The sequence below is a fragment of the Halomonas sp. AOP7-B1-5 genome, assembly GCF_052353045.1.
Classification (GTDB): Bacteria; Pseudomonadota; Gammaproteobacteria; order Pseudomonadales; family Halomonadaceae; genus Vreelandella; species Vreelandella colorata.
Map to the genome: position 1 here is coordinate 228,984 of NZ_JBQTDC010000001.1, position 17,629 is coordinate 246,612.

At 54.8% G+C, this 17,629-nt stretch carries 15 protein-coding genes and 1 pseudogene; 6 read left to right on the forward strand and 10 right to left on the reverse strand.

Translation table 11 applies throughout. The features are described 5' to 3' along the window. Positions 1-5: 5 nt before the first annotated feature. From ACT3XD_RS01095 to ACT3XD_RS01115, 5 genes are all read right to left on the reverse strand, one after another. Positions 6-1,157, reverse strand: coding sequence for a mannitol dehydrogenase (locus ACT3XD_RS01095; protein ID WP_192537057.1), 1,152 nt, complete (start codon positions 1,155-1,157; stop codon positions 6-8). Continuing rightward, positions 1,154-2,791 carry a UxaA family hydrolase gene (locus tag ACT3XD_RS01100; protein WP_192537056.1) on the reverse strand — a complete coding sequence of 546 codons (1,638 nt, stop codon included), beginning with the start codon at positions 2,789-2,791 and terminating at the stop codon, positions 1,154-1,156. The genes ACT3XD_RS01095 and ACT3XD_RS01100 overlap by 4 nt, the downstream gene beginning before the upstream one ends. After that, a complete protein-coding gene (locus ACT3XD_RS01105; RefSeq protein ID WP_192537055.1) occupies positions 2,788-3,825 on the reverse strand; it encodes a zinc-binding alcohol dehydrogenase family protein in 1,038 nt (345 codons plus the stop codon). Before ACT3XD_RS01105 ends, ACT3XD_RS01100 begins: the two co-directional genes overlap by 4 nt. A gap of 237 nt (positions 3,826-4,062) precedes the next feature. Then, positions 4,063-4,905, reverse strand: a complete 843-nt coding sequence (locus ACT3XD_RS01110) for a fumarylacetoacetate hydrolase family protein (RefSeq protein ID WP_192537054.1) — start codon at positions 4,903-4,905, stop codon at positions 4,063-4,065. 22 nt (positions 4,906-4,927) lie between these two features. Then, entirely contained in the window at positions 4,928-5,668 is a 741-nt protein-coding gene (locus ACT3XD_RS01115) for an SDR family oxidoreductase (protein ID WP_192537053.1), read from the reverse strand. Between the two features lie 227 nt (positions 5,669-5,895). Here ACT3XD_RS01115 and ACT3XD_RS01120 point away from each other — a divergent pair, with 227 nt between their 5' ends. Then, complete coding sequence (locus ACT3XD_RS01120; protein ID WP_192537052.1) at positions 5,896-6,651, forward strand: FadR/GntR family transcriptional regulator; 756 nt, start codon at positions 5,896-5,898, stop codon at positions 6,649-6,651. A 20-nt stretch (positions 6,652-6,671) separates the two neighbouring features. Here the strand turns inward: ACT3XD_RS01120 and ACT3XD_RS01125 are convergent, their stop codons facing one another. The 3 genes from ACT3XD_RS01125 to ACT3XD_RS01135 are packed head-to-tail and all read right to left on the reverse strand — an operon-like array spanning position 6,672 to position 10,035. Then, positions 6,672-7,676, reverse strand: a complete 1,005-nt coding sequence (locus ACT3XD_RS01125) for a methyltransferase (RefSeq protein ID WP_192537051.1) — start codon at positions 7,674-7,676, stop codon at positions 6,672-6,674. Continuing rightward, positions 7,673-8,482 carry a methyltransferase domain-containing protein gene (locus tag ACT3XD_RS01130; RefSeq protein WP_192537050.1) on the reverse strand — a complete coding sequence of 270 codons (810 nt, stop codon included), beginning with the start codon at positions 8,480-8,482 and terminating at the stop codon, positions 7,673-7,675. Before ACT3XD_RS01130 ends, ACT3XD_RS01125 begins: the two co-directional genes overlap by 4 nt. A gap of 44 nt (positions 8,483-8,526) precedes the next feature. Then, positions 8,527-10,035 carry an amidase gene (locus tag ACT3XD_RS01135; protein ID WP_192537049.1) on the reverse strand — a complete coding sequence of 503 codons (1,509 nt, stop codon included), beginning with the start codon at positions 10,033-10,035 and terminating at the stop codon, positions 8,527-8,529. Between the two features lie 196 nt (positions 10,036-10,231). On the opposite strand from ACT3XD_RS01135, the pseudogene ACT3XD_RS01140 reads away from it, so the two are divergent. The 5 genes and pseudogenes from ACT3XD_RS01140 to kduD form a co-directional block, all read left to right on the forward strand. Continuing rightward, positions 10,232-11,221: pseudogene (locus ACT3XD_RS01140) on the forward strand (LacI family DNA-binding transcriptional regulator); the annotation flags it as partial. 45 nt (positions 11,222-11,266) lie between these two features. Then, complete coding sequence (locus tag ACT3XD_RS01145) at positions 11,267-12,235, forward strand: sugar kinase (protein ID WP_192537130.1); 969 nt, start codon at positions 11,267-11,269, stop codon at positions 12,233-12,235. A 50-nt stretch (positions 12,236-12,285) separates the two neighbouring features. Beyond that, positions 12,286-13,263 carry a 2-hydroxyacid dehydrogenase gene (locus tag ACT3XD_RS01150; protein WP_192537048.1) on the forward strand — a complete coding sequence of 326 codons (978 nt, stop codon included), beginning with the start codon at positions 12,286-12,288 and terminating at the stop codon, positions 13,261-13,263. After that, positions 13,256-13,945 (forward strand): HAD family hydrolase, encoded by a 690-nt coding sequence (locus ACT3XD_RS01155; protein ID WP_192537047.1) that lies wholly within the window; start codon positions 13,256-13,258, stop codon positions 13,943-13,945. Before ACT3XD_RS01150 ends, ACT3XD_RS01155 begins: the two co-directional genes overlap by 8 nt. A gap of 66 nt (positions 13,946-14,011) precedes the next feature. After that, positions 14,012-14,764, forward strand: coding sequence for a 2-dehydro-3-deoxy-D-gluconate 5-dehydrogenase KduD (kduD, locus tag ACT3XD_RS01160; RefSeq protein WP_192537046.1), 753 nt, complete (start codon positions 14,012-14,014; stop codon positions 14,762-14,764). Here kduD and ACT3XD_RS01165 read toward each other — a convergent pair. Then, the gene (locus tag ACT3XD_RS01165) at positions 14,761-15,969 is read right to left on the reverse strand and encodes an amino acid deaminase (protein WP_192537045.1); all 1,209 of its coding nucleotides are present in this window, start codon (positions 15,967-15,969) and stop codon (positions 14,761-14,763) included. The genes kduD and ACT3XD_RS01165 overlap by 4 nt on opposite strands. Positions 15,970-16,281: 312 nt before the next feature. Then, the gene (locus ACT3XD_RS01170) at positions 16,282-17,619 is read right to left on the reverse strand and encodes a lactonase family protein (RefSeq protein ID WP_192537044.1); all 1,338 of its coding nucleotides are present in this window, start codon (positions 17,617-17,619) and stop codon (positions 16,282-16,284) included. Positions 17,620-17,629: the final 10 nt, after the last annotated feature.

Sequence of the window (17,629 nt, forward strand, 5' to 3'; positions counted from 1 at the left end):
CTGCTTTAAAGCAGTGTTGTTTTATCGTTAATGTTCGATATGTTTTTTCGCTTAAGCGCATCGCTCAGCTTTGGTGTCGGTATCGCGTAATTTTTCGCCATAACTACCACTGGCTGTATGCGGCGGCTCAGCTTGTCATTGTGATACTGGGCAATATCTTTTAGACGATGATCTAAAAAAGGGTTATCAAAACGTTCCAGCGTGCTCTGCCAGTAGACGTTTAAATCCATATTCGGTAATTCAAGAGCCAAGACAGGCAATACCTCTGTCTCCATCACCTCACTGAGCGCGTTACGCAGTTTTGGCTCTTGCATGGCCTCTCTTACGTAGGTAATGGAATCGGTCAAATCAAGCGTGAGCCACTGATCAACCAGATACGTATGCGCCAGATTAAGGATGTGAAGCTTGCGTAACTCATAAGGCTGTAATGAACTCACGACCTCAATGGCAGGATGCTCAAAAGGCATAATCAGGCATGGGGCTTGCTGAACAGCCCAGAGCGCATAAGGCTCAGCAACGGCGCCAACCGGCTCAAGCGGTGCCGAGACGATCCGATCTACCAGCGTATTGACCCAGCAGCATTCGACATCCAGCCAAGTACTGAAATGAGCATCTTGGTAGTCCTTTCGCGCCAGACTGGAAACAATCTCTTTGAGCACTTGACCGTTGCTGCCGATCAATTCGCAGGGCAGCAGCGTAAGACCTGGCCGCTGAGCCTTGAAACGTGCATAAAGCAGCTTAGTCAACTTGCCTGGAAAGCTTGCGGGAACAGCGGAAAGACTAGTATCCCCGGCCACGTCGTAACCGCTATCACCCGTATTGGAAATCACCCAGCGAGCCGTCTGAATAAAGTGACGTTCTAATGCCTCCCAGTCGTCTTGTGCCACAAGGCAGCCAGCGACACTGCTAACGGAAAGGTGCTCCTCAACGGGTACACCATTACGCAAACCCTTAATATGCAGCGGATAGCTATCCTGATGAGCTAGCGCATTTGCCTTGGCTTTGCCTTCAGGGCGCGCGGACGTCTGCACCACAAGCACCGCTTCACGGCTTCCTTCCTCCGCGATAGCGGAGCTTGCAAAGGCAGCGACGTGGCCGAGTAAAAACCGACTAGTACCGAACTGAACAATGCTCGCCTGGGAGAGAGGCTGCCTCACAATGACACCCCCCTCTTCCAGGGAATAAAGTCCAACTGAGCAAGACGTGCAGCCTTCGATATATAACGTCCAGACGCGGTTTCAATACAGAGCGTTAGCAATTCATCGGCCAATTGGGCAATGCTCGCTTCGCCGCGGATGACCGGCCCAGCATCGAAGTCGATCACATCGCTCATGCGGCTTGCGAGTTCGCTATTGCTTGAAATCTTAATCACAGGCGCCACAGGGTTGCCGGTTGGCGTCCCTAGACCTGTGGTAAATAGCACCAGGTTAGCGCCTGACCCCACCAGGCCGGTAGTCGACTCTACGTCGTTACCCGGCGTACATAGCAGGTTAAGCCCCTTACGCGTCATCGGCTCGGTGTAATCGAGCACATCAACCACGGGACTGTCTCCTCCTTTTTTGGCAGCGCCCGCTGACTTCATGGCATCGGTAATCAGGCCATCACGCACATTGCCAGGTGAGGGGTTCATGGAGAAGTCAGCGCCCACCGCGTGGGCATGACGCTGATAAGCAGCCATTAATGCGGTAAAGCGTTCAGCCACCTGCGGGTTACGACAGCGCGCCAACAGCTCGTGCTCCACACCACACAGCTCGGGGAACTCACTTAGAATACCGCTACCGCCCAGTGCCACCAGGCGATCCACAGCGGCACCTACCACGGGGTTTGCGGAAAGCCCGGAAAAGCCGTCTGAGCCGCCACATTCAACGCCCAGGGTAAGTTCAGAAAGCGGCGCTGGCTGCCGAGTCACTTGATTGGCCTGCTTGAGACCATCAAAAATCGCTGTCAATGCGTCACGAATCAGCACCTCTTCGCTTTCAGACCGCTGCTGTTCGAAGTAGCTGACTGGCTTGTAGCCGCTTGGGTCACGTTTTGCAATGGCCTCTTGCAACATGGTGATCTGTGCTTTCTGGCAGCCCAGGCTAAGCACCGTTGCGCCAGCAACATTGGGATGACAGATATAGCCTGCGAGCAGTTCACATAGCGCGTCAGCATCGCCGTCTGTGCCACCGCAGCCTTGCTGATGAACCAGAAAGCGCACGCCATCAACATTAGGAAACAGACGCTCCCCCGCAGGAGCCGCTGACTCGGCAATGTCTTGCCCATGTAACAGCTGTCTGGCCATGCGCTTATAATCATAAAAGGGGTCATCGCCCAAGGCATCGGCGACACACTGGCGCAATACTTCGATATTGCGGTTTTCACAAAAAACCAAAGGCACCACTAGCCAAACGTTGGCCGTTCCTACCTTGCCATCCGGGCGATGGTAGCCAGCAAATGTCGTCTTCTCGAACGCAGTTACCTCAGGTGGCTGCCAAGCTTTTTGCCTAGTCTCCGTGGATAGTTCGTCCGTTGCATGCACCACGTTTTCGGTCGTAATAGCGCCACCCGCCGCAATGGGCTGTGTTGCTTTGCCCACCCTTACGCCGTACATGGTGACAACATCGCCAGCCGCCATATCGCTTAGCGCAAACTTATGCTTGTGGCGAACGAAGCCAGGCAGCGTGATGTTAACGCCTTGATCCTCGATCACTGCGCCTGCTGGCAAGTCGGTCAAAGCAACTCGAACATTATCCAGTGCGTGAACACGCAGCGTGAGATGGGGCGTTTGAGTTGTAATCAGATCACTCACGGATGCGCTTCCTCAGTATCGATGGAAATCATCGCCTTGATGACCTGATTGGCGGGGTCACACCACTGAGGCATTTTTAAAGGAACATCGGCAAGCGCCGCCCGGTGAGTAATCATCGCATCGGCGTTGATAGCACCACTCTCCATTAGTGACACCACGCAATCAAAGTCTTCACGCGTGGCATTGCGGCTACCCATCAGCGTCAGTTCTTTTTTATGGAAGTCAGGATCGTTAAAGGTAATATCAGCTTTCACTACGCTAACCAACACATAGCGCCCACCATGGCCTGCAAGATCAAACCCCGCCTGCATGGCGCGGGGATTACCGGTGGCATCGAACACCACATCCGCTAACGCTCCATCATTTAGTGTGCTGATCAGGGCCGCCACCTCAACATCTTGTGGGTTCGCGACAGCATCGGCCCCCAGCACATCACGGCAAAACGCTAATCGCGAGGCATTGGTGTCCACCATCAATGTGCGTGCGCCTCGGCTTTTCGCTACCTGAAGAACACCCATGCCAATCGGGCCTGCCCCGACAATCACCGCAAGCTCACCCGCTTGCAGCGCGCTACGTCTTACCGCATGGGCGCCAATCGCCATGCACTCTACCAACGCAAGCTGATCGATAGAGAGAGTTTCGGAAACTATCAGGTGCGTAGTGGGAACAGCCAAGTACTCCGCCATTCCACCATCTTTATGCACCCCAATGACCTGCATACTCTGGCAGCAGTTTGTCTTGCCCTGCTGGCAGGCGCGGCACTCGCCGCAATGTAAATAAGGAATAACGTAGACCTGCTTGCCCAGCAGATGCTGAGCTGGGCTATCCGCCACCTCAACGACCTCTCCTGCGAGTTCATGACCAAGCACGCGTGGATATTCAAAATAGGGCTGATTGCCTCCATAGGCATGGATATCCGTGCCGCAGATGCCAATGCGCCGAATGCGTACCAGGGCATGCCCTGCCGGGCACTCAGGCTTAGCGTAGTGACGCAGTTCAAGGTGATGCGGCTTTGAACAAACAAGCGCTTGCATTAATGTGCTCCTTTCCGCCAAGCACAGGCCACTATCGAACCAGCCTGACAGGTGCTTTGGTCTATTGGTCAGTCCTTTGGAGGTATAAAAATCCCTTCAAGGCCTGCTGCTCTCGGTAAATGAGGTATTAGCGGCGAATAGAGCCGCCAATACCTATTTTCTTACGGTTTATATTTCCACTATCTATATTTCCACTATCTATATTTCTACTATCTACAATTCTACTATCTAAATTTTCTATGCCTGAACTACGCGCTGGGTCTGCTCGCCCAAGCCATCAATGCCTAAACGCATGCGCTGGCCGTCCCGTAGATATACTTGGGGCTGCTGGCCCATGCCGACACCGGGAGGTGTGCCGGTTGAAATGACGTCGCCCGGCTGCAGGCTCATAAAGCGGCTTAGGTAACTGATTAAAAAAGGCACTTGGTACACCATGGTCTGGGTGCTGCCATCCTGATAACGCTTGCCATCCACTTCAAGCCACATGCCCAATTGGTGCGGGTCCGCCACTTCGTCACGGGTTACCAGCCAAGGGCCTAACGGGCCAAACGTATCGCAGCCTTTGCCTTTATCCCAAGTGCCGCTGCGCTCAAGCTGGAACGCGCGCTCAGAGACATCATTCACAACACAGTAGCCCGCCACATGAGACATGGCGTCGGCCTCGTCGATGTAACGACCGCCCTTGCCGATGATGACACCAAGTTCTACTTCCCAGTCGGTCTTTTCCGAGCCGCGGGGAATTTCCACATCATCGTTAGGCCCGCAGATAGCGCTGGTCCATTTATTGAAAATGACCGGCTCAGGCGGCACTTCAGCACCGGTTTCAGCGGCGTGATCCGAGTAGTTGAGGCCAATGCAGATAAACTTGCCTACGCGAGCCACACAGGGGCCCAAGCGAACATCATCAGCTACTTCCGGCAACGTTGTTAAATCCATATCGCGTAGCTGCTGCAACTGGCTGTCGCTCAATACGTCGCCCGCGATATCATCAACGATAGAGGAGAGATCGCGTACCTTTCCCTGGCTATCCACAATGCCTGGCTTTTCCTGACCCGGCTGTCCAAAACGTAATAGTTTCATATTGTTATACCTCCTAAAGTAATCAGTTAGCCCAGCCGCCATCAATCAACTGTGCGGTACCCGTAATGAACTGTGATTCATCGCTGGCCAGAAAGGCGGCCAATGCCGCCACTTCCTCTACCCGCCCTAGCCTGCCCATCGGTTGACGCGCAATAAAAGATGCCAGCACGTCAGCTTCGCTGCGCCCTTCTCGACCAGCCTGCTCTGCAATACGCTGTTTCAACGAGGGAGACTCGACGGTACCTGGGCAAATGGCATTGCAGCGAACACCCTGGGTCATAAAGTCGGCGGCTACCGACTTGGTAAGACCGATAACCGCCGCTTTGGAGGCCCCGTAAGCACAGCGGTTGGCAACGCCTTTAACGCTTGATGCCAGAGACGCCATATTGATAATGCTGCCCCCGCCGTTTGATAACATGCCGGGTAAAAAAGCCTGGAGCGTATAAAACATGGAAGTGACGTTCAGATCCATTGACCGCTGCCAGGTCGCCTCGTCGCACTCAAGTACCGTGCCACCCGGCACCATCCCCGCACAGTTAAACAGTATGTCCAAGTCTGGCAGCGTAGCGGCCAATTCGTTGATTGCCTGACTATCCGTTACATCCAGGCAATAGGCTTCAACGCCCGGCATATCTTGCAAGGTAGAAATATCAATATCGGTGGCGAATACACGTGCGCCTTCGGCAACAAATCGCTCGACGCTTGCACGCCCAATGCCGTTCGCGGCGGCGGTGATTAATGCAGTTTTATTTTTAAGTCTCATGCGATGTCACTTCCCTAATAGCGATGGCACGCCTCTGGAAATCGTGGGAACATACTTAGGGTCAGGTCGTCCAGATATACAATGGCCTGACCAATGAATCGAGTATGAGCGAGAGATATTGACCCTGGCAATCCTCAAAAAGGCCAATCATGGACTTTTTGGGATGAACTTTAGTCGCAATGAATATTGATCGAGAATATTAAAGATACGGATAGGAACGACCAAGAATGCCCATTCAAGCCATCCGCTCACAACGACTTTATCGCCAGATCGCTGACCAGTTGCAGCAGTTGATCAATAATGGAGAGTTCCCCCCTGGAACCCTTCTTCCACCCGAGCGCGAGCTTGCACAATCCCTTGGCGTCAGCCGGGCGTCAGTAAGAGAAGCCTTGATTGCTTTGGAAGTGGTTGGTCAGGTTGCCGTGCGCGTCGGGCACGGTGTCGTTGTACTTGAGTCCCAATCAGTGCCTTTGGAGCCGGTGATGCGTGCAGCGGCACGTACAGAGCCGTGGGCACTGGATCCAGAATTCGAGAGTGAAATCGAGCTTAACCTAGACGAAGAAATCCCTCCGTTTTCTCTTCTTCAGACACGCCGTTATCTAGAGCCGGAAATTGCGGCGTTAGCGGCTATGAATGCGACCGATGACGAGATAAAGTCAATCCGACTAGCCCTTGAGCGCAATTTCTTTGATAACGCCAACGGTAGACGTAACTGTGCGGGAGACCGGTTACTGCATATCCGTATAGCAGAAGCATCAAACAATGCCGCTTACGCGCTTATCATCAAGCATCTGCTTGGTCACCAGTATGGCGCTATGTTCCGTCGTCTTCAGGATCTATACATGGAAACGGATATGCCAAAGCGCTCCCAGGGCGATCACGAGCAAATCGTTAACGCGATTGAAAATCGTGATCCGGCCGCTGCTCGCCATGCAATGGAAGCCCATTTAGACCATGTTCTAAATGTTTTCTTTGCCGAGTAATGCTCGATTAAAAATAAGCATTAACGGCCTGATTTACTTGCCCCATAAACCCGGAAACGCCGGTTATCGGCAAGTGCTCCAAAGCTTCCAAAGGCGTCCGTCAGAACATCTGGATAAGGCAAAAACACATTCGCCACAATGACCAACCGCCCACGGTTGGCAAGATGCTCCGGTGCCTGGCGAATCAGGCGTTGACTAGGCCCGTAGCTAACATCTCGCTCCTGGTGAAACGGCGGGTTGCTGATAATAAAATCAAAGGTCTGGCTTTCCAGCGCGCTATACACATCGCTTTGCAAAACGTGCCCATCGACCTGATTGGCCTCCAGCGTGCGGCGCGTCGCCTCAACGGCAAAGGCGCTGACATCCACCGCGGTTACCGCGTGGCCCCGCTTGGCAAGCCAGGCGCTGATAATGCCATCGCCACAGCCCATATCAAGAACACGCTGAGGCGTTTTGGGCAGCTCTTTTTCCAGGCATTCCAATAGCAGCAGCGTGCCTTCATCTACCTTGCCATGCCCAAAGACGCCAGGGTGGCTGACAAGCGTTAAGCCCAATGCCTCAAAGCGCTGCCAGGCGTCTTGCAGAGTGTTCTCAAGTGCGACGGTGCGTGTGGCAAACAGCGAACAGCGCCGCGCATTATCGCGCTTGTCACAGATCATCCCCCGCTCTGCGAGTACTTTCGGCACGCGTTTCACGCCGCCACTATGCTCGCCGACAATCTCAATAGCCGTACCCGCCGGCAAAACGCTGCATAGCCACTCAAGCCACCAAATGCCTAGTTGATGCGCCTTGGGCCAGAACAAGACTATCTCGCCGTGGGTAACGGCATTTTCAGGCAGCGCGAAAGGGCTATAGGCCTGTTTGCCTACCGCTTGCCACTCGCTTAGCACACCAAGATCACCGCTGATAACGCCTGAGGATTGCGCGATTAACCAGGCATCAGCCGGTGGCGCTACGACCATCAGTGCCGTGTAGTCATCCTGCTGGCGTTCCAGCAGTTGGCAGGCAGGAGTTTGAGCACTCATTGGGAAGTCTCCGGCTTGATCAACGTATAAAGTAAATAACGACCCAGCCGCCAGTGCGGGTCTTGTTGGCAGTGCTTTTTTTCAAGCGCCAGCAGCGTTTCACGCTCTTTGTCGCTGGCGGGTGGCTGGCGCAGGTAATCCTGAAACACGCGGATGCCCGCGACGCTTGCCACTTCAAGACTGTTTTCCGCTCCCCACTCAACTACCTCAGCGTGGGTTACCGGCGAAATAGGCGTTAAGCGCTGTCGCTTGCCCTTGCCTTCCAGGCGATCACTTAACGCCTTTTCCAGATTGCCCTTCACTGCATTGGAGAAGCGCAGCGCATCGCGATTGAATACCATCAGGCTTAACTGGCCACCGAGCGCAAGCAGGCTGGCCAAGTGAGCTATCGCTGAGCGCGGGTCGCCCAGCCATTCAAGCACCGCGTGGCAGGTAATCAAAGGCCAGGGCCCCGGCGCTTGCTGGCCTAAATCCTGTAGCGGGGCGTGCACGTAGGCCATCGCCTCGCAAGGCAACCGCTTAGCTTCACTGTGCCAGTGCCTGGCATAGGTGAGCATATCCAGAGAAGGCTCCGCCATGGTGACCGGGTGCTGGCGTTCGGCAAACCAGGCAGCCTGCTGGCCTAACCCGCCGCCGATATCCAGCACCGGCTGCTGGGTTAGCTCAAGCATTTGCGGCAATAGATAATCCAGCATCGCCAAGCGCAGCTCGCCGCGGGGCGCCTGATAGAGCGAGCGTGAAAATTTGTCGACCAGACCGTCGAAGTAGCGGTCCCCTGCGTCGGTTAATTCATAGGTTGGATGCATGCATAAGGCCAGGCGGCGTATTGAAGCCGCGTAGTTTAACCTGACTAAGAGCGGAACGCTTGCCGTGGTAATTGGTGCTGCCAGACATCTTGCAGCTCTAAGGCAGCGGCTAGCTGTAAGAGCTGTTTATCTTCACCAAACCGCCCGACTATTTGCACGCCCACCGGCAGCCCGTTGGCGGCAGTATGCAAAGGCACGGACATGGCGGGCTGGCCCGTCAAATTGGCTAATTGCGTGAACGGTGTGCGGCCAAGTGCATCCACTGCCAATCGTTTTAATAAGCCTGCCTTTAACGCCAGCGACGATGCCCCTGGAACCGCCAACACAGACATTAAGCGTTCACGTGCCGCTGATGGATAAAGTTCGCCAATTTTAGGCGCGGCATCGGCGGTTACCGGCATCACCAGCGCGTCAAAGCGTTGATGAAAATGGCTCATCTGTTCAGCGGCCACGTGCCAATAGCGTTTGGCCAGCTCGTAATCCTGCGCCAAAAGTTTGCCGCCCAACCGGCCGATAGCGCGTGTGGCAGGCTCGATCGCCAAGCGTCGAACCGGCACGCCAGTCTGTTGGCTAATCCAGCGAAGGTCCGCCGCTAAATGGCCAAGGTAAAGCGTCAGGTAGCTATCCGCCAAAGCTTCTCCATCTACAGGCGGGTCGCACCACTCCACCTCATGGCCCATGTCCGTTAACGCGGCGGCCGCTTTATCAACCGCTGCGTTGATCTCCGGATTCAACTGCGTGCCCAAACCACGGCTTAAGGGATCACCAAGCGACACGGCAATACGTAACCGTTTAGGCGGAGCAGCCAGCGCCGCCACATAACCCGTTTCACGGGGCACCGGGTAAGGACCAGAAGGCGCCAAGCCGTTCACCTGCTCCAATAGTGCCGCGCTATCGCGCACGCTGCGGGTCACTGCATGCTCAATAACCGCGCCTTGCCATACTTCACTATGGCCAGGAGCAAGGGGCACCCGGCCACGAGTAGGCTTAAACCCAAATAGCCCGCAATAGCTAGCAGGGATACGGATCGAACCACCGCCGTCTCCGGCTAACGCCAGAGGTACTATTCCGCTAGCCACGGCGACAGCGGCACCACCGCTTGAACCGCCGGGCGAATACCCTGCTCGCCAGGGGTTAACCGGGTGCGGAAAGGCCTTAGGTTCGGTTATTCCCATCAACCCCAATTCAGGTGTCGCCGTTTGCCCAACGATTACCAGGCCTGCGGCTCTTGAGCGCTGGATAAGCAAAGCGTCCTCTTTGGGACACCACTGCGATAGCGCGGCACTGCCGAAAGCCAATGGCTCTCCGGCCAGCCCCATCAACAGGTCTTTACTCAAGGTGGGCACGCCGCTAAAGAGCGCGTCATCGGAGACGTCCCTGCTTTCCTTCAGGGCTTTCTCAAAACGCGTTCTGACGACTGCATGCAGAATAGGATTCAGCGTTTCAATGGCGGTAAAGGCAGCCTCTAAAACGTTTTCCCGACTCACCTCACGACGGCGGATCAGCTCGGCCAAGCCAGTGGCATCGTACTGCTGGTACTCATGTAGCTGCATTGCGTGCGCCTTTTATGCTTTTCCCCCAGCCTAGCAGAGGGCTTTAATTAATTTTTCTTAACGCTCTCATTTTCTCTGCCCTTTCTCACTGAGCCTTAAGGCGTATTGCCTTTAAATTCAAAACTCACTATGTTGGAAAACAGATTGGGAACGTTCCCATTTTAATTGTTAAACGGATTACTCAACGGATTTCCCCATGCCCGTTACCTCATCTCGCACCACGCTTATTGAAGTCGCCAAATTGGCGGGCACTTCTAAAACCAGCGTATCGCGTTTTTTTGGCCCAGAGCGCGAACGGCTAACGCCCAAGCTTCAAACGCGCATTGCCGAAGCCGCTAATACCTTGGGCTATCAGCCCAACTTAATGGCACGGGGTCTTAAAGGCGGTGGTTCACGCTTATTGGGGATGCTGGTAGCCGACATCCGTAACCCTTTTTCAGTAGCCGTTGTTCACGGCGTGGAACAGGCTGCTCGCGCAAGCGGCTATTCGTTGATTGTCTGCAATACTGATAACGACCCAAAACAAGAGCAACAGCATTTACGCCTGCTGTCGGCCTATCAGGTAGAGGGCTTGATTATTAATGCTTCCGGGCAGCCTGAAGCACAGCTACAGGCAATAATGCGCAGCGGGGTGCCACTGGTACTGCTTGACCGCGATATTCACCAGCTAGACGCCGCGGTGATTGGGCTTGATAACGCCTTGGCCATTGATATGGCGCTGGAGCATTTGGTGGAGCAGGGGTATCGATCGATTCTCTACGCCAGTGAGTCACCTGATTACGCCAGCGCCCGCCAAGAGCGGCTGCAGCGCTTTACTCAACAGACAGCAACTTTAGGTATAAACGGCCAGACGTTGATACTGAACAATGCCGTGGATCACACACAAACGTTAAACGCATTTGCCAGGCGTTCTGCTTCAGCCCCGGGAGCCGTGCTGTGTGCTAACGGCAGCGTTACGCTCGCCATGACGCGCAGTTTTCAAAAGCTGGGTATCGCCATAGGCCCGACCGGTTTAATGGGCATTGATGAGCTGGCGTGGTGTGAGCTGATAACCCCCGGCATCACTACACTGGCCCAGCCTACTGATGATATCGGCCAGGCGGCGGTCAGCTGTTTGCTCAACCAGCTTAATGGCCTAGCGCAGACATCGCCCACACGCTACCGCCACATACCGCGCTTGCAGGTCCGCGGCAGCACGACCCAAAACACGTTTAAACAAGAGAATAACGCTATGCCACATGCACCAACCTCCTCCCCCCAGATACTCACCTTTGGCGAAGCCATGGCCATGTTAGTGGCCGATTTACCAGGCGACCTGGTTGACGTAGATCGTTTTCATCGCCGTTTGGCAGGCGCTGACAATAACGTCGCCATTGGCCTCTCACGCCTGGGTTTTCACGTTGGCTGGTTGAGCCGGTTAGGCAGCGACAGCCAGGGCCGCTTTATTCAGCAGGCCTTAAAAGCCGAAGGTATCGATGACCGATATATTCACCTTGATGCGCACCACCCCACCGGTCTGATGTTCAAGGAGCGCGCCGAGGGCGGTGCCGACCCACGGGTTGAGTATTTCAGGCGCGGCAGTGCCGCCAGCCACTTGAGCGTGGAAGACGCCGCTGCCATCGACTTTCAGTCGCTCACTCATCTGCATGCTACCGGCATTACCCCCGCGCTTTCTGAAAGCGCCCTGGAACTAACCCGCCACGTGATGCAGAAGGCGCGCGAAAGCGGCGCCAGTATTTCCTTCGACCCCAACTTGCGCCCGTCACTTTGGCCCAGCGAAGCCGTCATGCGTGATACCTTGAATGAGCTGGCAAGTCTTGCTGACTGGGTACTGCCGGGGCTTTCTGAAGGGCGGCTTTTGACCGGCTGCGATACACCTGAAGCGATTGCCGATTTTTATCTCGCTCGAGGTGCCAAGGCCGTTATCATCAAGCTGGGGCCAGAAGGCAGCTATTACCGTGGCACTCTGGGCGGCACGCTGGAAAGCCTTCTGGCACCCGGCCAGCCGGTCGCTAAAGTTGTTGATACGGTCGGTGCAGGCGATGGCTTTGCGGTGGGCGTGATTAGCGCTTTGCTGGATGGCCGTACGCCGCAACAGGCGCTTGATCGCGGTAATCTGGTAGGTGCTCAGGCCATCCAGGTCGTTGGCGATATGGAAGGCTTGCCAACCCGGGATAAGCTTCGTGAGCTTGAACAGTAGAATCTGTTAATGTTTCATTTAATAAAAATATCAACACAACAGGAGACAAAATGAAAAAGAATATCATGGTAATGGGTCGACTCAGTGACTCTCAGCAGGAAGAGCTAGCACAGCACTTTACGTTACTTGAGCATTCAGGCTCACTGGATCTGACCCAGCCGGGTGTGGCTGAGGTACTTGCCAAAGCGCATGGCATTATCGGCTCCGGGCTACCCGTCACCCCCGAGCTGCTGGACGCCGCGCCCGCGCTTGAAGTTATTTCGACCGTCTCTGTGGGTTACGACAGCATCCCCGTGGATGAGCTAACCAAGCGCGGCATCATGCTGTGCAACACCCCAGATGTACTTACCGAAACAACGGCTGATATTGGCTTTGCGCTTATCATGGCGGCTGGCCGACGCGTGATCGAGCTTGCGGAAGTGGTCAAACAAGGCAAATGGAAGTCCAGTATCGGTCCTGATTTATTCGCCAACGATGTACACGGCAAAACGCTCGGCATGGTCGGATTTGGCCGTATCGGTGCGGCGATTGCTCGACGCGGCGCGCTGGGCTTTGGCATGCCGATTCTCTACTCAAACGCCTCACCGAAGGCTGAGCTTGAAAAAGAGCTGGGCGCAAAACGCTGTGAACTAGACACGCTTTTAGCAGAATCCGATTATGTATGTATTACCGTGCCCCTCACTCAGGAAACGGAAAAGCTGATTGGCAAGCGTGAGTTCTCGTTGATGAAGCCCTCAGCGGTTTTCGTCAATATTGCGCGCGGTAAAGTGGTTGATGAGGCAGCCCTGATCGAGGCCTTGGAAAACGACACGATTCGAGCGGCCGGTCTTGACGTATTCGAGCAGGAACCCCTTCCCACCTCATCACCGCTTCCCCATATGCATAACGTGGTCGCGCTACCGCATATTGCCTCAGCCACCCATGAAACCCGCGAGGCAATGGCCCAACGCGCCGTGGATAATATTCGTTTAGCGCTTCAAGGTGAGCGTCCGATCAACGTCGTTAACGAAACGGTGCTTAATGCATAATCCGCCCGCGGCATCTGCACCGCTTTGCCTGCTGTTTGATTGCGATGGCACGCTCGTCGACAGCGAAATTCTACTCGCCGAGGTGCTTGGGGAAGTCTTGCCTGAGTTCGGCTTGCCGTTTTCAGCCCGGCAATACATGGAAGAATTTCGCGGCATTCGCTTTTACACCATTGTCCAAATGCTTGAAGAGCGTTTTGGCGTGTTGGTAGAAGATCAATTTCCGATACTGGAGGCTCAAATGCGCGCCCGCATGGAGGCGCGCATGCGCGCAGAGCTTGAGCCGATAGCGGGCATTCCTGAGGCACTGGCAGCCTTAAGCGCCTACCCCAAGGCGGTGGTATCCAACGGGCCAGAGCACAAGATTCGCTGCGCGCTGGAAAGCACGCGCTTAACGCCGCATTTTGGAGAGCAAATCTTTAGCGCTTACACGCTGAACGTGTGGAAGCCCGACCCTGCACTTTACCTTCAGGCAGCCTCGGCAATGGGCTACGCCCCCGAGCAATGTATCGTGATCGACGATGCGGCGGTGGGCATAGAAGCAGGCTTGGCGGCGGGCATGCACGTTATCCATATCAACCACTTTCCCGCAGAGGAAACCACGCCTGAAGGCGCGATTGGTATACAGCATGCTCACGAACTACCTGACGTGATTTCCCGCCTTGATACACCAGTCACTAGTTAGCACAACACGTAAGGCGCTGATACAGCCTCCTTGTTGGTATACACAGCAGTTGAAGGGAGCGAGACGATGAAACTATTTTCGCTGCACGGCCAGGTCGCCATGGTGACCGGCTGCAATAAAGGCCTGGGGCAAGGTATTGCCCTGGCGCTGGCTCAAGCAGGCGCGGATATTGTCGGTGTTAGCCGACGCCCTGCCGATGATACAAAGCACCAGGTCGAAGCGCTGGGGCAGCGCTTTTACGCGGTTGAGGCGGAGCTTGGCCAGCATGCGCCAAGCGAGATTGTAAGCCAGGCCATCACACAAGCAGGCAAGCTGGATATCCTGGTCAACAATGCTGGCATTATCCGCCGGGCACCGGCCATTGAGTTTTCTGAAGAAGACTGGGACGCAGTGCTAGACGTTAACTTAAAGGCCGCGTTCTTTCTGGCTCAACACGTTGCCAAGCATCTTATTGAGCGCAAAGCGCCCGGCAAAATTGTCAATATCGCCTCACTGCTCTCTTTCCAAGGCGGCATTCGCGTCCCCTCTTACACCGCCAGCAAAAGCGGGCTTCAAGGCCTCACTCGCCTACTAGCCAACGAGTGGGCCGCCCACGATATCAACGTAAATGCGATCGCCCCTGGGTACATGGCAACCGATAACACCCAAGCGCTGCGCGACGACCCCCAACGTCATGACGAAATACTCGGCCGTATTCCGGCTGGCCGATGGGGAACGCCTGACGACTTGGCGGGCGCTGTCATCTTTTTGTGCTCTGACGCAGCCCGCTACGTTCATGGCCACACGCTAGCCGTGGATGGTGGTTGGCTTGCGCGCTAGAAGCAGGTAGTCAAATGCTCTTTAACGTTTAAGTCATTATCGACTAATAACAGCTGGCGCCATTTATCGAACGTTAAACAGGGGTGAGAGGCGCCAAACGCAACGATATCACCCACCTCAACATCCTGAGCCTCTTTGGGAAGCCTCACGAACGTGTGCTGATCCATGATATTCGTCACTTCCCAACCAGTCACCGACAACAGTTGCTCTGGGGTACCGGCTTCCCTGTAGCGACGCAGGGGAATGGGTAACTGATCATGGCCGATATCGCGCTTGCCTAATGCGATGATGGCAAGCCCCGGTTCAGGAAGCGACTGTACCTGTGCAAAGACCTCCAGGGCAGGCTCAAGGCCTTCCGGCAAATCAGGTCGACGAGCAAGCACGGCGGATTGCGCCTCACGATACAGCCCATGGTCGTGAACTACGTAACACCCTGGGCGTAATACGGCTGTAAATTGATCTTGAAGCGGCGCTCCTTCAAAAGCTTCTGCAATCACGTCATACCAGGCAGAACCCGATGCCGTGACAATGGGCTCAGGCTCTGAAAAGCGCTTTGCTGCCTCAAGCTCTACCGCCACATCTACTAGATATTTAGCGTAAGCACGAATACCGGCTTCTGGATCAGCGCCGTGCACGACGCCTTCATAGCCTTCCAACCCCGCCAAGGACAGCGCGGGTTCTTCAGCAATAGCCTCGGCCAGAGAGAGTATCTGTTGCTGGGTACGGCAGCCGCACCTTCCACCTGGAACACCTACCTCAATCAAAACCGGTAAGATCAGGCCTCGCTGGGCAAAAAAGCGCCCAAGCTGGCGTACGTTTTCCTGGCTGTCTACGACACAGTAAAACGTTGCACCTTGTTCTATCAGGCTAGCGACAATGGCCATATTCGCCTGCCCCACCAACTGGTTAGCCATCAATAGCCGGGTAATCCCATGAGCAAAAGCTGCGCGGCACTGTGGTGCCGTCGCCAAGGTAATCCCCCATGCCCCCGCCTGAATCTGACGATGAAAAAGCGCTGGCGTCATAGTGGTTTTACCATGAGGCGCCAAGCGGGCGCCGTGGGCTTCGGCAAAACGCTGCATCCACGCCACGTTATGCAGAAGCGGGCCTTCATGCACCACGGCGGCAGGCAGACTGACGCCCCCCAACAGGTTAGGGCCTAACTCCACACTGCCTTTATCTACTGCTGACGCCATTGATTGCATGTACCCATCTCCTGGAGTTTTAAGCGCATTTAATCATATCAGAACAGGTGCCCGAGCCAACTCTTGCGAACACTGGAGCACCCTCTACACTTCGCTAATTGCTAGCCATTAGTGCGCAAATAGCCCCGCTGATTTAACTCATCAGCGGGGCTATTCTATTGTGAAGAGAAATACATGGAAGAGTAATGGGTTATCTAGCAGTTAACTGCCCCACCGCCTGCTCTACACCGAGTAATTCGGTCAGGCCTCGCATACACCCATAAAACGGGTAATTAAATCACTTCCCTCCCGGACGTTCCGTATTGAGCAATCTCAACTTCGCGCAAAGGAGCCGAACGCGAAGTCGACTGGAACTGGACTATCGATAATATGGATGGGGCCTTCGAGTTGGCCGTCATCCGACTTGATACGAAACACCACGATGGTGTCCGAGTTCTGATTGCCTACGTAAAGGAAAGTGCCCGAAGGCTCGATGTTCATACCTCGCGGGATCTGCCCTTGGCTCTGAACCCACCCTGCTGAGGTCAACTGCCCTGATTCGGGATCAACCTTGAACATGGCGATGCTATCCATCCCGCGATTGGTAGCGTAGACCCAACGCCCGCTCGGGTGAATCTTAATTCCCGCCGTCGTATTCGTTCCCGTCGGTACTTCACCTGGATTATTAGGATTGAATGAAGGGCGGGTGAAAGTGGTATCTTGCGGTAAAGTCGATATCGATTGGAGCCATATAAATGCTCCCCGGCGTGGCTCGAAATCGAATACATCAATGGTGGAAGAAAGCTCGTTGATTACGTAGGCTCGATTATCGTCAGGATGAAATACCAAGTGGCGGCAGCCACTGCCGGATGGCACGTGGGCCTGGGGCACAGGTCCCGGCATTAGTTTGCCAGTAGCTAGTTCGAGTTCCCAAGCAAGAATCGAATCTCCGCCCAAATCTATGCCGAAAACATGCTGAGCACCGGGGTTGGACAGCATCATATGGGCGTGTGGGCCTTCCTGTCGAACAGGGTCGGGCCCACTTCCATTGCCTGACGCCTGAAACTGGTCGCTCATGGGTTCAATTTCACCCTCATCACCGAGCGGGAATACAGAAAAAGTACCCGTGCCGTAATTGGCCGCAAATAGATAACGTCCGGAGGGGTGAACGGCACAGTAGCAAGGCCAAGTGCCTTGAGTCGAGCGTGTATTGATCAGCGTTAGTCGCCCACTCCGCTCATCAATTTCATAAGCACTGATACGTCCTAACGGCGCTCCTTTGTCGTCCTCGCCAAGCTCATTGACACAGTAGATGTATCGTTTTGACGGCGCCATTGCCAAGTAAGACGGATTGTCGGCCTTTACCGTCTGGACGGGACTCAGATTGCCGGTTTCAAGATTCATCTTGTAGACATAAATGCCTTCGGCCTGACTTGGAATAACGCCACCGGGCGCCGTATTTGGTGACGAATAAGTGCCGACGTATAAATACTGCTCATTGGCGGGCGAACCCATCGAGTCCGAGTTCTGTGCGAAGGCGCCATGTGCCGTTGCTACCCAGGCTGCGCTGACACCAATGGCTTGCAAGAACGAGCGCCTAGAGAGTTTGGAGTTGTGCTCTGGAATACCCGAGCTTTGTTTTTGTTGTTGCAGATCTTTTTTTATTTTCATTTTTGATGAC

What these genes read in the sequence shown, in the direction of transcription:
- ACT3XD_RS01105 (WP_192537055.1), bottom strand. Translation starts at nt 3,825, where the DNA reads ATGCAAGCGCTTGTTTGTTCAAAGCCGCATCACCTTGAACTGCGTCAC.
- ACT3XD_RS01110 (WP_192537054.1), bottom strand. Translation starts at nt 4,905, where the DNA reads ATGAAACTATTACGTTTTGGACAGCCGGGTCAGGAAAAGCCAGGCATT.
- ACT3XD_RS01115 (WP_192537053.1), bottom strand. Translation starts at nt 5,668, where the DNA reads ATGAGACTTAAAAATAAAACTGCATTAATCACCGCCGCCGCGAACGGC.
- ACT3XD_RS01120 (WP_192537052.1), top strand. Translation starts at nt 5,896, where the DNA reads ATGCCCATTCAAGCCATCCGCTCACAACGACTTTATCGCCAGATCGCT.
- ACT3XD_RS01125 (WP_192537051.1), bottom strand. Translation starts at nt 7,676, where the DNA reads ATGAGTGCTCAAACTCCTGCCTGCCAACTGCTGGAACGCCAGCAGGAT.
- ACT3XD_RS01130 (WP_192537050.1), bottom strand. Translation starts at nt 8,482, where the DNA reads ATGCATCCAACCTATGAATTAACCGACGCAGGGGACCGCTACTTCGAC.
- ACT3XD_RS01135 (WP_192537049.1), bottom strand. Translation starts at nt 10,035, where the DNA reads ATGCAGCTACATGAGTACCAGCAGTACGATGCCACTGGCTTGGCCGAG.
- ACT3XD_RS01145 (WP_192537130.1), top strand. Translation starts at nt 11,267, where the DNA reads ATGCCACATGCACCAACCTCCTCCCCCCAGATACTCACCTTTGGCGAA.
- ACT3XD_RS01150 (WP_192537048.1), top strand. Translation starts at nt 12,286, where the DNA reads ATGAAAAAGAATATCATGGTAATGGGTCGACTCAGTGACTCTCAGCAG.
- ACT3XD_RS01155 (WP_192537047.1), top strand. Translation starts at nt 13,256, where the DNA reads ATGCATAATCCGCCCGCGGCATCTGCACCGCTTTGCCTGCTGTTTGAT.
- kduD (WP_192537046.1), top strand. Translation starts at nt 14,012, where the DNA reads ATGAAACTATTTTCGCTGCACGGCCAGGTCGCCATGGTGACCGGCTGC.
- ACT3XD_RS01165 (WP_192537045.1), bottom strand. Translation starts at nt 15,969, where the DNA reads ATGCAATCAATGGCGTCAGCAGTAGATAAAGGCAGTGTGGAGTTAGGC.
- ACT3XD_RS01170 (WP_192537044.1), bottom strand. Translation starts at nt 17,619, where the DNA reads ATGAAAATAAAAAAAGATCTGCAACAACAAAAACAAAGCTCGGGTATT.